This is a genomic window from Cognatishimia sp. 1_MG-2023 (assembly GCF_030548175.1).
Classification (GTDB): Bacteria; Pseudomonadota; Alphaproteobacteria; order Rhodobacterales; family Rhodobacteraceae; genus Cognatishimia.
Genome location: NZ_JAUORX010000001.1, coordinates 264,306 through 279,943 on the forward strand (window position 1 = coordinate 264,306; position 15,638 = coordinate 279,943).

The 15,638-nt window shown below is 52.3% G+C and carries 18 protein-coding genes; all 18 read right to left on the reverse strand.

The annotated features are described in order from the left end of the window. Positions 1–8 precede the first annotated feature (8 nt). The 18 genes from Q4544_RS01310 to Q4544_RS01395 all read right to left on the reverse strand — a co-directional run bounded on the left by Q4544_RS01310 (position 9) and on the right by Q4544_RS01395 (position 15,588). Entirely contained in the window at positions 9–1,553 is a 1,545-nt protein-coding gene (locus Q4544_RS01310; RefSeq protein WP_303503413.1) for an NADH-quinone oxidoreductase subunit M, read from the reverse strand. Then, entirely contained in the window at positions 1,553–3,685 is a 2,133-nt protein-coding gene (gene nuoL, locus Q4544_RS01315) for an NADH-quinone oxidoreductase subunit L (protein ID WP_303503416.1), read from the reverse strand. Before nuoL ends, Q4544_RS01310 begins: the two co-directional genes overlap by 1 nt. Before the next feature lie 6 nt (positions 3,686–3,691). Next, positions 3,692–3,997: an NADH-quinone oxidoreductase subunit NuoK gene (gene nuoK / locus Q4544_RS01320; protein WP_303503418.1), complete on the reverse strand. Its 306-nt coding sequence runs from the start codon at positions 3,995–3,997 to the stop codon at positions 3,692–3,694. A 138-nt stretch (positions 3,998–4,135) separates the two neighbouring features. After that, the gene (locus Q4544_RS01325) at positions 4,136–4,744 is read right to left on the reverse strand and encodes an NADH-quinone oxidoreductase subunit J (RefSeq protein ID WP_303503421.1); all 609 of its coding nucleotides are present in this window, start codon (positions 4,742–4,744) and stop codon (positions 4,136–4,138) included. Beyond that, complete coding sequence (locus tag Q4544_RS01330) at positions 4,741–5,148, reverse strand: carboxymuconolactone decarboxylase family protein (protein ID WP_303503423.1); 408 nt, start codon at positions 5,146–5,148, stop codon at positions 4,741–4,743. The genes Q4544_RS01325 and Q4544_RS01330 overlap by 4 nt, the downstream gene beginning before the upstream one ends. Beyond that, complete coding sequence (gene nuoI, locus Q4544_RS01335) at positions 5,145–5,639, reverse strand: NADH-quinone oxidoreductase subunit NuoI (RefSeq protein WP_303503424.1); 495 nt, start codon at positions 5,637–5,639, stop codon at positions 5,145–5,147. The genes Q4544_RS01330 and nuoI overlap by 4 nt, the downstream gene beginning before the upstream one ends. A gap of 1 nt (position 5,640) precedes the next feature. After that, complete coding sequence (gene nuoH, locus Q4544_RS01340) at positions 5,641–6,678, reverse strand: NADH-quinone oxidoreductase subunit NuoH (RefSeq protein ID WP_303503426.1); 1,038 nt, start codon at positions 6,676–6,678, stop codon at positions 5,641–5,643. Between the two features lie 6 nt (positions 6,679–6,684). After that, entirely contained in the window at positions 6,685–7,098 is a 414-nt protein-coding gene (locus Q4544_RS01345) for a hypothetical protein (protein WP_407063020.1), read from the reverse strand. A gap of 6 nt (positions 7,099–7,104) precedes the next feature. Continuing rightward, positions 7,105–9,123 carry an NADH-quinone oxidoreductase subunit NuoG gene (gene nuoG / locus Q4544_RS01350; RefSeq protein ID WP_303503428.1) on the reverse strand — a complete coding sequence of 673 codons (2,019 nt, stop codon included), beginning with the start codon at positions 9,121–9,123 and terminating at the stop codon, positions 7,105–7,107. Positions 9,124–9,125: 2 nt separating this feature from the next. Continuing rightward, complete coding sequence (locus Q4544_RS01355) at positions 9,126–9,518, reverse strand: DUF5333 domain-containing protein (protein WP_303503431.1); 393 nt, start codon at positions 9,516–9,518, stop codon at positions 9,126–9,128. Between the two features lie 157 nt (positions 9,519–9,675). Then, a complete protein-coding gene (locus tag Q4544_RS01360; protein ID WP_303503433.1) occupies positions 9,676–10,005 on the reverse strand; it encodes a hypothetical protein in 330 nt (109 codons plus the stop codon). Between the two features lie 5 nt (positions 10,006–10,010). Beyond that, positions 10,011–11,309, reverse strand: a complete 1,299-nt coding sequence (gene nuoF, locus Q4544_RS01365) for an NADH-quinone oxidoreductase subunit NuoF (protein ID WP_303503435.1) — start codon at positions 11,307–11,309, stop codon at positions 10,011–10,013. A gap of 6 nt (positions 11,310–11,315) precedes the next feature. Next, on the reverse strand, positions 11,316–11,543 hold the full coding sequence (locus Q4544_RS01370; RefSeq protein ID WP_368411192.1) for a DUF5337 domain-containing protein: 228 nt from the start codon (positions 11,541–11,543) through the stop codon (positions 11,316–11,318). A gap of 3 nt (positions 11,544–11,546) precedes the next feature. Further along, positions 11,547–12,767, reverse strand: coding sequence for an NADH-quinone oxidoreductase subunit E (locus Q4544_RS01375; protein WP_303503437.1), 1,221 nt, complete (start codon positions 12,765–12,767; stop codon positions 11,547–11,549). Then, complete coding sequence (locus tag Q4544_RS01380) at positions 12,767–13,981, reverse strand: NADH-quinone oxidoreductase subunit D (protein WP_303503439.1); 1,215 nt, start codon at positions 13,979–13,981, stop codon at positions 12,767–12,769. Before Q4544_RS01380 ends, Q4544_RS01375 begins: the two co-directional genes overlap by 1 nt. 115 nt (positions 13,982–14,096) lie before the next feature. Next, complete coding sequence (locus Q4544_RS01385; protein ID WP_303503441.1) at positions 14,097–14,702, reverse strand: NADH-quinone oxidoreductase subunit C; 606 nt, start codon at positions 14,700–14,702, stop codon at positions 14,097–14,099. After that, entirely contained in the window at positions 14,699–15,232 is a 534-nt protein-coding gene (locus Q4544_RS01390; protein ID WP_303503442.1) for an NADH-quinone oxidoreductase subunit B family protein, read from the reverse strand. Before Q4544_RS01390 ends, Q4544_RS01385 begins: the two co-directional genes overlap by 4 nt. Next, positions 15,223–15,588 carry an NADH-quinone oxidoreductase subunit A gene (locus Q4544_RS01395; protein ID WP_303503444.1) on the reverse strand — a complete coding sequence of 122 codons (366 nt, stop codon included), beginning with the start codon at positions 15,586–15,588 and terminating at the stop codon, positions 15,223–15,225. The genes Q4544_RS01390 and Q4544_RS01395 overlap by 10 nt, the downstream gene beginning before the upstream one ends. Positions 15,589–15,638: the final 50 nt, after the last annotated feature.

The window sequence follows — 15,638 nt, forward strand, 5'->3', positions numbered from 1 at the left end:
TCGCTCCCTCAGTGCGATGCCGCGATTTGGTCAGCAGCCGGAGCATGCGCCAATGCGGTGTCATAGTTATGGATCAGCGCTTCAACCGAAGGGCCGATGATGTCAGTTACAAGCGTTGGGTAAACGCCCAGAAGAATGGTCATTACCACCAAAGGTGCAAAGATCCACTTTTCGCGCGCAGTCATATCGCTAATGGTTTTTAGGCTTTCTTTGATCAGGTCACCCATCACAACGCGGCGATACAGCCACAGCGCATAGGCCGCAGACAGGATCACACCTGAGGTCGCAATCGCAGCAATCCAAGTGTTCTTTTGGAACGCACCCATCAAAGTCAGGAATTCACCAACAAAGCCGGAGGTGCCCGGCAGGCCAACGTTTGCCATGGTGAAGAACATAAAGATCAACGCATAGGCAGGCATCCGGTTCACCAGACCGCCATAGGCGTCAATCTCACGTGTGTGCATCCGATCGTAGATCACGCCCACGCACAGGAACAACGCGCCAGAGATAAAGCCGTGGCTGATCATTTGGAAAATCGCACCGTCGATACCTTGTTGGTTACCAACAAAGATACCCATAGTCACGTACCCCATGTGCGCAACGGATGAGTAAGCAATCAGCTTCTTCATATCGTGCTGCACCAGCGCTACCAGAGATGTGTACACAATCGCAATCGCAGACATCCACAGAATGAAGTCTGTCATCACCTCTGCCCCCAGTGGGAACATCGGCAGGCTGAACCGCAAGAAGCCGTAGCCGCCCATCTTCAGCAAGATTGCCGCTAGAACAACAGAACCGGCAGTCGGCGCTTGAACGTGCGCATCAGGCAACCAAGTGTGAACGGGCCACATCGGCATCTTCACCGCAAAGCTCGCGAAGAAGGCCACAAACAACAGTGTCTGCAATCCGCCGATTACCTGGATACCCAGGATAGAGAATGTCTCAGAAGCAAAGGTGTGGTTCATCAATGTCGGAATGTCGGTTGTGCCGGCATCCGCATACATTGCAACCATCGCCACCAGCATCAGAACCGAGCCAAGGAAGGTGTATAGGAAGAACTTGAACGACGCATAGATGCGGTTCTTGCCGCCCCAAATCCCGATGATCAGGAACATTGGGATCAGACCTGCTTCGAAGAACAGATAGAACAGCACCAGATCTAGCGCCATAAAGACACCCAACATCAGGGTCTCAAGCAACAGGAATGCAATCATGTATTCCTTAACGCGCTTTTCAACACCCCAAGATGCAGCAATCGTCAGCGGCATCATGAATGTGGTCAACATAACAAACAGAACCGAAATGCCGTCGACACCCAATTTGTATTTCAGACCCAGCAGCCAATCACGCTCTTCAACGAATTGCATGCCTGTGTCTTGCGGATCGAACTGCGCCAGAATGAACAGCGACACTAGGAAGGTGATCACTGTCGCAATCAACGCCACCCATTTCGCATTATTCTGCGATGCTTGGTTTTCGCCGCGCAAAAACACCAACAAGATCGCAGCAGCAATAGCCGGGATGAAGGTGACAATGGAAAGAAGGTTATCCATTAGTGCGCTCCTCCGCTGAGCGTCATCCAAGTGATCAGAACAACGATGCCGATCACCATGGTAAAGGCATAAGTAAAGATGTAGCCGGACTGCGCACGACCCGCGAGCTTGGTGAAGAATGGGATGATCCCCATTGCAACGCCATTGATGGATCCATCAATCACATCGCCATCACCGCGTTTCCAAAGGAAACGACCAACCCAATTTGCTGGACGCACGAACAAGAAATCAAAGATCTCGTCAAAGTACCATTTGTTCAGCAAGAACAAATACAAAGGACGCTGTGTTTCAGCCACCTTGCGCGGCATCGACGGATCCCAAATGTAGAACCATAGCGCCATGATGAAACCAATCAGCATCGCAATGAACGGGCTGACTTTCACCCACTTTGGAACATCATGTGCGTCATGCATCACGTGGTTGCTTGGGTGCATAAAGATCGCACCCTGTGGGGCGTCACCGCTTGCAACTTTGGCCATCGCATGATCGTCGCCATGGCTATCTGTCGCGTGATCATCCCCATGCGATGCATCAGCCGCAGCATGATCATCCTTCGCATGGTCATCACCGTGGCCATCGTCATGAGATGCCTCAACGTGGTGATCGCCACCTGCAATACCAAAGAACTTGTTCACGTTGTGACCAAAGAACGCTTCGTACCAAAGCATACCGGCAAACACCGCACCCAATGACAGTACGCCAAGTGGCACCAACATAACCTTCGGGCTTTCATGTGCGTGATCATGCGTATGCTGATCGCCACGCGCCTTGCCATAAAACGTCAAGAACATCAGGCGCCAGCTGTAGAAGCTTGTGAACAAAGCCGCAATAACCAGCATCCAGAAGGCATAGCCACCTGCAGTACCCGCATAAGCGCTTTCAATCACAGCATCTTTAGACAGGAAGCCCGCGAAACCAATATGTGTCAGCGGAATACCAACACCGGTAATCGCAAGCGTACCGATCATCATCGCCCAGAATGTGTACGGCAATTTCTTACGCAAGCCGCCGTAGTTCCGCATGTCTTGTTCGTGGTGCATGCCATGAATGACAGAGCCCGCGCCCAAGAACAGCATCGCTTTAAAGAACGCGTGTGTGAACAGGTGGAACATCGCAACTGAGTAAACACCAACACCAGCGGCCACGAACATGTAGCCCAGCTGAGACATGGTTGAATACGCAATCACACGTTTGATGTCGTTTTGAACCAAACCGATGGTCGCCGCCACGAATGCAGTTGTCGCGCCAAGGAAAGTGATAAACGCTGTCGCTTCCGGAGCGTACTCCATCAACGGCGACATACGGCAAACCAAGAACACTCCAGCCGTAACCATCGTCGCCGCGTGGATCAGCGCCGAAACGGGTGTCGGGCCTTCCATCGCGTCAGGCAACCAAGTGTGCAAGAACAACTGCGCAGATTTACCCATCGCGCCAATGAACAACAAGAATGCCAGCAGGTTCGCCGCGTTCCACTCAGTCCACAAGAAGTGAACAGAGGTCTCTGCCAAAGCAGGTGCTGCCGCAAAGATCACGTCAAACTGGATGCTGTCGGTCAGCATGAACAGGCCAAAGATGCCCAATGCAAAACCAAAGTCACCAACACGGTTCACAACAAAGGCTTTGATCGCCGCTGCACCCGCGCTTGGTTTTTTGTAGTAAAAACCAATCAACAGATACGACGCAACGCCCACGCCTTCCCAACCAAAGAACATCTGAACAAGGTTGTCGGATGTGACAAGCATCAGCATCGCAAAGGTAAAGAAGCTTAGGTACGCAAAGAAGCGCGCCTTATAGTTCTGATCTTCGCCAAAGTGGTCGTCATGCGCCATGTAGCCAAAGGAATACAGGTGAACCAGCGCCGAAACGGATGTCACAACAATCAACATGATTGATGTCAAACGGTCCAGACGAATGCCCCAGCTGGTATCAAGCGCACCAGACTGGATGAAATCCAGAATGTGGATGTGCTGCGTTTCTGGCCCGTGGGTTAGGAACACGATCCATGACAGCAAGCAGGCCAAAAACAGCAAACCCGTTGTCACATATTGTGCTGCGGTTTCGCCAATATAGCGCCAACCGAACCCGCCAATAATCGCCCCAACAAGAGGCGCAAAGAGGATGATGGTTTCCATGCTCGATTAGCCTTTCATCACGTTGACATCTTCGACCGCGATTGTGCCGCGATTTCTGAAGAAGGACACGAGGATCGCCAAACCAATCGCAGCTTCTGCGGCCGCAACGGTTAGCACGAACAATGTGAACACTTGCCCAACCAAATCGCCCAAGAAGGACGAGAAAGCCACAAGGTTGATGTTCACCGCCAGCAGCATCAATTCAATCGACATCAGCAAAATGATGACGTTCTTCCGGTTCAGGAAGAGGCCAAAAATACCGATAACGAACAATGTCGCCGCGACACTTAGATAATGTTCCAGTCCGATCATACGTTCACCCACTGGTCCCAGTTCTTTTTTGTTTCAAATAGCGAAGGACCAAAACAGCGGCCCCCGCCTTTAGCAGCCAAAGTGCAGCAAACCCGCCAACTCCGACCGCGCTAAATACACTCTCAAAGAGTTCAAACATCAGAGCCCCTGCCCTGGTTTGATATCTTTCATTTCCATCGATGCCGCAGGATCACGCCACATCTGTGTCAGAACGTTCTGACGCTTGATGTCGCGACGATGACGGATTGTCAGAACAATCGCACCGATCATGGCCACTAGCAGGATCAGACCCGCCAGTTGGAACAATAGGAAATATTGGTCATAAATGATCAGCCCCAAAGCCGAAGTGTTATCAACACCCTCAGGTGCCACCGCGGCGCGCAGTGACTGCGCTTGCTCTGCTTCTTCCCAAGCGCCAAACGCTAGGCCAAATTGCATCAGCAAAACCACACCGATCAAAATCGCGATTGGCAAGTATTGTGCCATTCCCGCCTTTAATTGGGCAAAGTCCACGTCCAGCATCATGACGACAAACAGGAACAAAACCGCGACTGCACCGACATATACAATGATCAGCAACATCGCGACAAATTCTGCGCCCAGCAGAACAAACAAACCAGCAGAGCTGATAAAAGACAAAATCAGCCAAAGAACCGAATGAACCGGGTTCTTACTGACCACGGTGAATAGCCCGCCCGCGATCACACAGATCGCAAACAGATAGAATGCAAGCGCCGCTATGGTCATGTCTCACTTTCCTCGTTGTCGCCCATGACCTCTTGCGCGAGTTCCATCACTTTGGTCATGGCGGGAATGCCGGCGAACATTGACATTTGGCCAATGGTCTCGACAATTTCTTGTTTCGTTGCGCCCGCTTCCAGCAGATGCCGGACAGTCAGACGAATTTGTGCTTCTGCTTGGCCACCCAATACAGTCAACGCAGCCAAACTCAGCAACAGACGCGTTTTCGCGTCCAAGCCGTCTTTGTTCATCGCGTTCCCAAAAAACATCTCCATCATGTCTTTCGGCATCGTGGGCCAAAGCTTTTCAAACCCCTTAGGCGTAAATGTCTCTAGCGCAGGATTAACGGATTTCGCCATCTCCTGATATTGCTTCATCATTTGTTCAAAAGGGTTCTGAGAATCTGTCATCGGTACGGCGCATCCAATTCTAGGTTACGCGCAATTTCCGCTTCCCAACGTTCGCCATTCGAAAGCAGTTTTTCTTTGTCGTAAAACAGCTCTTCACGGGTTTCGGTTGCGAATTCGAAATTCGGGCCTTCTACAATCGCATCCACAGGGCAAGCTTCTTGGCAGAAACCGCAATAGATGCATTTGGTCATGTCGATGTCATAGCGCGTAGTCCGGCGCGACCCATCTTCACGAGGTTCCGCATCAATTGTAATCGCCTGAGCCGGACAAACCGCCTCACACAATTTACATGCAATGCATCGTTCTTCGCCATTTGGATAACGGCGCAAAGCGTGCTCTCCACGAAAACGCGGGGACAAAGGCCCCTTTTCATGCGGGTAGTTCAGCGTTGCCTTTGGCGCAAAGAAGTATTTGAACCCAAGCTGAAAGCCTTTGATGAAGTCAGCAAGCAGGAAATACTTGGCTGCGCGGGTATAGTCGATATTCGCCATATCAGCCTCCAATCGCCCAGCGAGCATACGCACCGCCGAAGGCTTCGAATTTTGCAAGGAACGCCACGACGACAACCCAAACCAATGACAACGGTAGGAAGACTTTCCAACCAATACGCATCAACTGGTCATAGCGATACCGTGGAGTGATCGCCTTCACCATCGCAAAGATAAAGAAGAAGAACGCCATTTTGCCAACCATCCACAGCGCACCGTCAGAGATACCTGGGATCGGGGACAACCAGCCGCCAAAGAACAATAGCGTGGTCAGCGCACACATCAAGAAGATGGCGATATATTCGCCCGCCATGAACAACAGGAACGGTGTGGATGAATATTCGACCTGATAACCAGCAACCAGTTCGGACTCGGCTTCTGGCAAGTCAAACGGCGGACGGTTCGTTTCTGCCAAGGCAGAGATAAAGAACAAGAACACCATTGGGAAATGCGGCAACCAGTACCAACCAAAGAAACCATATCCAGTATCTTGCGCGCGAACGATGTCACCAAAGTTCATGGACCCTGTCGTGATAATGATGCCGACAATGATCAGACCGATAGAGACTTCATAAGAAATCATCTGTGCAGCAGACCGCAAAGATCCCAAGAATGGGTATTTTGAGTTCGACGCCCAACCGCCCATAATCACACCATAAACTTCTAACGAAGATACGGCGAAGACATACAAAATCGCGACGTTGATGTCGGACAACACCCAGCCATCATTGAATGGAATAACCGCCCAAGCGATCATCGCCAAAACAAAGCTGGTCAGTGGCGCCAGCAAGAAAACCGTTTTATCGGCCCCTGCTGGAACAACAACTTCCTTAACAATGTATTTCAACGCATCGGCAACGGTCTGCAACAGACCCCATGCACCAACAACGTTTGGACCGCGGCGCATCTGCACAGCCGCCCAAATTTTCCGGTCCCCATAAACAAGGAACAACAGCGAGATCATCACAAAGCCAACAACGGCCAAAACCTGCGCGACGATAAGGACGCCTAGTCCTAAGGGGGTGGTAAAGAAATCAGCCATAGGTCCTCACACCGTGGGTATTCTATTTTCTTCGCAGTTCGAAACCGTGACTTCAGCGTCAATGGTCTTCAAACCACGGGGCAGAGATGACGAGATGGTGTAAACAGCATCCCCCCGCCAAATTCCACCCTGAAATTCGATAGTTGTCCGCAGATGACGCGCAAATCCGTAACCCCGGATTAACGTGTATTGCGCTGCCGCACATTCGGCATAAGCACTTACATCTGCTTCATTTCTTGCATCACGCATCTCTACGTGAAAATTCACCAAATCTCCGTCCAACAAGTCCGTAGAAATGCCGTCGTAGGTTGGTGCAAACTCGTTTTCGCCACGGGAAACAGCATCCTCTTGCATGGCACAGGCCGACAGACCGGCGGAAACCGCCAGCACTGTCACAGCATGTTGCAAGAAAAGACGCATATTCCGTTACTCCGCCGCGATTTTCTGTTCGCCGCGTGCTTTCGCATTCGCCGAAAGTTCTGCCATCAGCTCGCTTGCGCGGGCAATTGGGTTTGTCAGGTAGAAATCAGAAACCGCATTGCGGAAATCTGCTGTGCCAAGGCTATCAACCTCAACCGCTTGCCATTCGTTTTCAACAACCTGATCAACCTTCGCCAGGTGCGGCACCGCTTTGATCATTGCTGTACGCAATTGCGCCAAGCTATCAAATGGCAGCGCTTCACCCAATTCTGCGGACAAGGCCCGCAAGATCGCCCAGTTTTCTTTCGCTTCACCCGGCGCAAAGTTTGCACGCATCGCCAACTGTGGGCGGCCTTCGGTGTTCACGAACAAACCGTTTTCTTCGGTGTATGCTGCCGCTGGTAAAATCACATCCGCACGATGCGCACCACGGTCGCCATGCGATCCTTGGTAAATCACAAATGCACCGGCATCGATGTCAACTTCGTCGGCACCCATGTTGTAAACAACTTCGGCACCCTCGATTGCTGCGTTCAGACCACCTTCGGTCACCGCACCAACATCCATCGCACCCACACGGCCAGCGGCTGTGTGCAGAACCATGAATTTGCTCTCAGTCATTTCCGCGAACTGCTGCGCATGCGCCAGAACAGAAAGACCATCTGCCTCACGCAAAGCGCCCTGCCCAACAATAACCAACGTATCTTTGCCAAGCGCGTCTTTTGTATTCGGGCCCAACAGACCTTTCAACGCAGCGCGATCGGCGCCGATGTGGAAATACTCATAGGATAGGTCAAGCTTTTCGCCGACCACACCAATCTTGGCACCGTTCAACCACGCCTTACGCAGGCGCGCATTCAAAACAGGTGCTTCGACTTCTGGGTTGGTACCGATCAACATGATCGCCTTGGCGCTATCAATATCTTCGATAGACGCAGTCCCCACATAACCAGAGCGATTGCCAATCGGCAGACGCGCGTTATCTGTGCGGCATTCAACCTTGCCACCCAAACCAGTGATCATTGCGTTCAAGGCAAAGGCTGCTTCGGTTGAAGCCAAATCGCCAACCAAGCCAGCAACTTTTTTACCCTTCATTGCCTCTGCCGCTTTGCTTAGGGCTTCACCCCAAGTTGCTGCACGCAGTTTACCGTTCTCACGCACATAAGGGCGATCCAAACGCTGACGGCGCAGGCCATCCCAAACAAAACGTGTTTTGTCGGAAATCCACTCTTCGTTCACACCATCATGGTTACGCGGCAAAATCCGCATCACTTCACGGCCTTTGGTATCCACACGAATGTTGGACCCCAAGGCATCCATGACGTCGATGGTTTCTGTCTTGGTCAATTCCCAAGGACGCGCCGTAAACGCATATGGCTTTGATGTCAGAGCGCCAACGGGGCACAAATCAATGATGTTGCCCTGTAGGTTGCTGTCCAAAGTTTCGTTCAGGTAGCTCGTGATCTCAGAGTCTTCGCCACGACCGGTTTGGCCCATCTGCGTGATACCCGCGACCTCGGTCGTGAAACGCACGCAACGTGTGCAAGAAATACAGCGTGTCATTGTGGTCGCAACAAGTGGACCCAAATCCAGATCTTCAACCGCACGCTTTGCTTCTTTGAAACGAGAGCCAGACAGACCATACGCAACCGCTTGGTCTTGCAAGTCACATTCACCACCTTGGTCGCAAATTGGGCAATCCAACGGGTGGTTGATCAGCAAGAATTCCATCACGCCTTCGCGTGCTTTCTTAACCATCGGCGAGTTTGTTTTCACGACTGGAGGCTGGCCTTCTGGGCCAGGACGTAAATCGCGTACCTGCATCGCGCAAGATGCCGCAGGTTTTGGAGGGCCGCCAACGACCTCGACCAAACACATGCGACAGTTGCCCGCGATGGACAAACGCTCATGGTAGCAGAAACGTGGAACTTCAATCCCGGCTTGCTCACAAGCCTGGATCAGCGTCATCGCGCCGTCCACTTCTACTTCTTTCTCGTCGATGATGATCTTGCGTAGGTCAGACATATTCAATTGGCCCTTAACAGCGCGCCGATCTGGCTGGATTTCTTGATTTCTGCAAGCCCAAGCGTGCAGTAACTACTCGGGTCGCTTAGATCGACCCCATTTGCTTTTAGATATGCCTCACCGCGACGGCGCAGTTCGGCTTTGTTCGCGTCGCTTTTGCGAAAGGTATCAATCTCTGCCTTGGAATACCCAAGGGATTTCGCTTCGTTCTGAATGTCGTTGATGTAGCCAAGCGCCCGGATCATCCGCGCCGAAATGGTTGGGCACGTCTTGCGGATCTCATCCGCAATACCAACCCAAAGCAATCCGTCAGTGACGCTCTCAACCTTTTCCAAAGGTTGCTTCGCCTCGGCCACACCAGCTGCCATTACCAAAGCCAAAACCATCATACGCATGTCTTATCTCCTTCCATGCCAAAGAGGGCTACGAAATCGCGCCCTGTCTGGCTTAGATCAAGAGAATGCCCCATTGATATGCAATAACACGCACCATTTTCGGCGTTGTTTTGCTGATCAACAACAAGGCCTTGGCCCAGATATGCCTTTTGGCGCATCACGGTTTGCAAACCCCTTCAACGAACAACTTGTCGCCATCAATCCGTGGCTCGTCTTCTGGGCCATGCGCCCATGCAATTACGGATGTACCGTATTGCTGAATGCAATATTCCGTACCGCCATATAGCGCCGCTTCGCGTGCGCCATCCAAAGTGGCCGACGCAGGTGCAACAGAGACAATAAACTTGGAACGATCTTCTTTGCTGACTTTGCTCGCCTTGATCCGGAACCGCTGTTCGTCAAAGCGCAGGCCAGTGTCTTTTTTCAGACGGCCACAGGCAGACACAGCAACCGCTGCGACAAGCAAAACTAAAATCGTTCCACGCATCATCATCACTCCGCCGCCATCGCGCCCATACGGCCCGTTTTCTGTGCTTTGATGCGATCTTCGATTTCTTCGCGGAAGTTGCGGATCAAGCCCTGAATAGGCCACGCCGCTGCATCGCCCAAGGCACAAATCGTGTGGCCTTCAACCTGCTTGGTCACATCCCATAGCATGTCGATCTCTTCCAGCTCGGCCTCGCCGCGCACCAAACGATCCATAACGCGCATCATCCAACCAGTACCTTCACGGCACGGCGTACACTGACCACAGCTCTCGTGTTTGTAGAACTTCGCAAGACGCCAGATTGCTTTGATGATGTCGGTGTTTTTGTCCATGACAATCACCGCCGCTGTCCCCAGGCCAGAACCCAGATCATTACGCAGGTAATCAAAATCCATAACCGCATCGCGCATGTTTTCACCACGCACACATGGAACAGACGAACCACCCGGAATAACAGCCAGCAGATTGTCCCAGCCACCGCGAATACCGCCGCAATGCTTTTCAATCAGCTCTTCGAACGAAATCGACATCGCCTCTTCAACAACACATGGGTTGTTCACATGACCAGAGATACCAAACAACTTGGTACCCGCGTTATTCGCGCGACCAAAGCCTGTAAACCAATCTGCGCCACGGCGCAGGATCGTTGGCACAACAGCAATCGATTCCACGTTGTTCACAGTGGTTGGGCAACCATAAAGACCGGCCCCAGCTGGGAACGGCGGCTTCATACGCGGCATGCCTTTTTTGCCTTCTAGGCTTTCCAGCAATGCGGTTTCTTCACCACAGATATAGGCACCTGCCCCGTGATGCAGGAACAGATCAAAGTCCCAGCCAGAGCCAGCAGCGTTTTTACCTAACATGCCAGCGTCATAGGCTTCGTCAATCGCCGCCTGCAACGCTTCACGTTCACGGATAAACTCGCCGCGGATATAGATATAAGCCGTATGCGCATTCATCGCGAAAGACGCGATCAACGCCCCCTCGATCAATGTATGCGGATCATGGCGCATGATCTCGCGGTCTTTACATGTACCCGGCTCGGATTCATCGGCGTTGATCACCAGATAGGATGGGCGACCATCACTTTCTTTCGGCATGAACGACCATTTCAAACCAGTTGGGAAACCCGCGCCGCCACGCCCACGCAGGCCAGAGGCCTTCATCGTGTCGATGATCCAATCGCGACCCTTTTGGATAATGCCGGCTGTCCCATCCCAATGGCCACGCTGCTGCGCGCCCTTAAGCGTACGCTCGTGCATACCGTAAAGGTTGGTAAAGATACGGTCCTGATCCTTGAGCATCCCGTTTTACCCTTCTGTTGCCTGACGCGCGCGCCAGATCATAAATACGTTCACCAGCGCCCAAATCAGCGCCGCCAAAGCAGCAAAATCAAACAAGAGCGCATATCGCCCAGGTAGTCCAATCTGCTGTCCAATCACTTGAATGAGCATCCAGACAATCAACGTGCCAGCAATCACAAGGCTGACCAATCGGCTTTGCTTTGCCAAACGTTGTTCTTTCTGCTCATCCATCATTCATCAATCCTCGTAAACGCCGCCTTTTTTGACGCGTTTCGAGAAGTCCGTTTCTTCGCCAGCCGCCAGCTTTTTCGCCTGTTCGATCCAACCATCGCGTTCAATACGACCTTTGAATGTCAACCGGCTATCAACCCAAGCGACTTCTTCCGCACCCCAAGCTGCAACTTGATCAAAGTGGAAAAAGCCCAACTCGTTCAATGTTTGCTCAAGCTTCGGTCCAACACCTTTCAGCTGCTTCAAGTCATCCGCCCCACCGTCGCGCGCCGCGCTTAGTGTTTCTGGTGCTTTCTCAGCTGCTGGTGCAGCCGCTTCGACCTTCTTAGCCGCAGCCTTTTTAGGCGCTGTTCTCTTAGCGTCCGCTTTAGGCTCTGCTTTCTTAGCAGGCGCCTTCTTTGCCGGCGCTTTCGCCTTAGCTGCCTTCTTCGCCTCTTCCGCCTGCTTCACAGCAGGTTTCGCAGGTGCAGGTGCAGCTGGCGTCGGCTCTGCCGCAGCACGACCAGCCACAACACCGTCTTTACCAATCCAAGGCGCGCTCAATGGAACTTCGGTGCCATCAATACGTTTGATTGTGTCACCAATATCCGTCGCCAGTTGTGCCGACGCGTTATACTGCGTCTTACCTGAATCATATTCTGTCAGCGAAGTCAGACCCGACAAAGGCTCTGCCGCATACCGACCATTCTGTGGGCCTGGAACCGGAACCGCACCCGCCGCCATCTCATCCAGCATCTTCGCGAAGCCTTCAGCAGTCAGATCTTCGTAAAAATCTTTGCCGATTTGCGCCATCGGAGCATTCGTACATGCGCCCAAGCACTCAACTTCTTCCCAGCTGAACTTACCATCTGTGGATAGCTCATGCGGATTCGCCGCGATCTTTTCTTTGCAAACCGCAATCAGATCTTCCGCACCACAGATCATGCAAGACAACGTCCCGCAAATCTGGATATGCGCAACAGAACCAACAGGTTGCATCTGGAACATAAAGTAGAAAGAGGTCACCTCAAGCACACGAATATATGCCATGCCCAGCATGTCTGCGATATATTCAATCGCCGGCTTGGTCACCCAGCCTTCTTGCTCCTGCGCGCGCCACAACAGCGGGATCACAGCAGAGGCCTGACGGCCTTCTGGAAACTTCGTCATCTGCGCCTCGGCCCAAGCTTGGTTAGCTGGGGTAAACGCAAAACTCTCGGGTTGGTCGTGATAAAGACGGCGCAGCATTAGCGGTCAATCTCCCCAAACACGATATCCATCGTACCAATAATCGCAGCAACGTCAGCCAACTGGTGGCCCTTTGCCAATGTGTCCATAGCTTGCAAATGCGCATAGCCCGGCGCCCGAATTTTCGAACGGTATGGTTTGTTGGTGCCATCAGCCACCAAGTACACACCAAACTCGCCTTTCGGTGCCTCAACCGCCGCATAAACTTCACCTGCAGGCACGTGGAAGCCTTCGGTGTATAGTTTAAAGTGGTGGATCAAGCTCTCCATAGAGGTCTTCATCTCGCCACGCTTTGGTGGGGTCATCTTACCGCGCGCCATGACATCACCTGTCGCCTCGCGCAGTTTCACAATCGCTTGACGGATAATCGAAACCGACTGACGCATTTCTTCCATGCGCATCAGGTAACGGTCATAGCAGTCGCCGTTCTTACCAACAGGCACTTGGAAATCGAACTCGTCATAGCATTCATATGGCTGCGCACGACGCAGATCCCATGCCAAACCAGCTGACCGCGCCATAACGCCAGTAAAGCCGAACTGCATGACCATCTCTTCGTCCACGACGCCAATATCAACGTTACGCTGTTTGAAAACACGGTTTTCCGTCAGCAAACCGTCAATGTCCGCCATTTTCTCAGGAAAGGTCAGCGCCCATTCTTCGATGTCATCCAGCAAGGCATCAGGCAAATCCTGATGCACACCACCCGGACGGAAATACGCCGCGTGCAAACGTGCGCCACAGGCACGTTCGTAAAAGATCATCAGCTTTTCGCGTTCTTCAAAACCCCAAAGCGGTGGTGTCAGTGCACCAACGTCCATCGCTTGTGTGGTCACGTTCATCAAGTGGTTCAGCACGCGGCCGATCTCACAGAACAAAACGCGGATCAAAGAGCCACGGCGCGGCACAACCGTGCCTGTCAGCTTTTCAATCGCCAAGCACCAAGCATGTTCTTGGTTCATCGGCGCAACGTAATCCAACCGGTCAAAATACGGCAGGTTCTGCAAATAGGTCCGGCTTTCCATGAGCTTTTCAGTCCCACGGTGCAACAGACCAACATGCGGGTCACAACGCTCAACAATCTCACCGTCTAGCTCCAGAACCAGACGTAGAACCCCGTGCGCCGCAGGGTGCTGCGGGCCGAAGTTCAAATTGAAGTTACGGATTTTCTGTTCGCCAGTTTGGGCGTCTTCGAAACCTTTGGAGCCGTCCATTATTTGGCCTCCTTACGGGCACGCGCCTTCACTTTGACTTTCTTAGGCTCAGGCATTGCCATCACGGCAACCACAGCCAAAGCAGCCATCAAAACGATCTCAGTCAGAAACGGCATCACTTCGCCCCCTCTTTCTCGTCACCCGGCAGAATATAATTCGCGCCCTCCCATGGGGACATGAAATCAAACTGGCGGTACTCTTGGGTCAGGCTAACAGGTTCATACACAACGCGCTTCAACTCTTCGTCGTAGCGTACTTCTGTGTAGCCTGTAGTCGGAAAATCTTTGCGCAGCGGATAACCACGGAAACCATAGTCTGTCAGCAAACGGCGCAGGTCTGGGTGATCTGTAAAGATGATCCCAAACATATCGAACACTTCGCGTTCAAACCAGTTCGCACCCTCGTGTACAGACACAATGGACGGAACCATGGCTTCTTCACGAATAGACACACGCAAACGAATGCGGTGGTTCTGATGCATCGACAGCAAGTGATACACCACATCAAAGCGCTTATCGCGCTCCGGATAATCAACAGCGGTCTGGTCAATCAGCTGTGTGAACTTGCAAGTTGGCTCCGTTTTCAGAAACTCAACGAAATCCACCAAATGCGATGGCGCAACATCCACATTCAACTCGCCATGGGTCACATCCCAAGCCAGCACACAATCCGGGCGTTTCGCTTCGATTAAAGCGCCCAATTCGTTCATTGCTTCACTCATCGTACAAGCGTCCCTGTCCGGCGGATCTTACGTTGCAGTTGCAGGATACCGTACAACAGCGCCTCGGCGGTCGGAGGGCAGCCCGGCACATAGACGTCAACCGGAACAACCCGGTCACAGCCACGTACAACAGAATAAGAATAGTGATAGTAACCGCCGCCGTTCGCACAGGACCCCATAGAGATCACATAGCGCGGCTCAGGCATTTGATCGTAAACCTTACGCAGCGCCGGTGCCATTTTGTTGGTCAGCGTACCCGCAACAATCATCAGGTCAGACTGGCGTGGGGACGCACGAGGTGCGGTACCAAAACGCTCTAGGTCATAACGTGGCATAGACAATTGAATCATCTCAACCGCACAGCACGCCAAACCAAAGGTCATCCAGTGCAAAGACCCGGTGCGGGCCCAATTGATGATGTCCTCTGTTGAGGTCAGCAGAAAACCTTTGTCCTGCAGCTCAGCATTCAACGCCTGTGTCGCGACTTCTTTATCGCCACCAGCCGTATTCAAACCGGTCATCACTCCCATTCCAGGGCCCCTTTCTTCCACTCATAGGCGAACCCGATGGTCAGGACACCCAAGAAGACCATCATCGACCAGAAGCCAACCATGCTGACATCCTTAAAGGCCACAGCCCAAGGGAACAGCATTGCGATTTCTAGATCGAAAATGATGAACAAGATCGAAACCAGATAGAATCGAACGTCAAATTTCATCCGCGCATCGTCAAAGGCGTTGAAACCACATTCATATGCACTGACCTTTTCAGGATCAGGATTGCGTACAGCAACAATAACGGCAGCAAGGATAAGAACGAGGCCAAGAGCAATGGCGATGGCCAGAAAGACGAGAATGGGAAGGTATTCCCTCAGCATCTCTTCCACGTGGTGGCTCCTTTCATGCGGACAAAATCCCGCAGTCAGATGGCTTTATT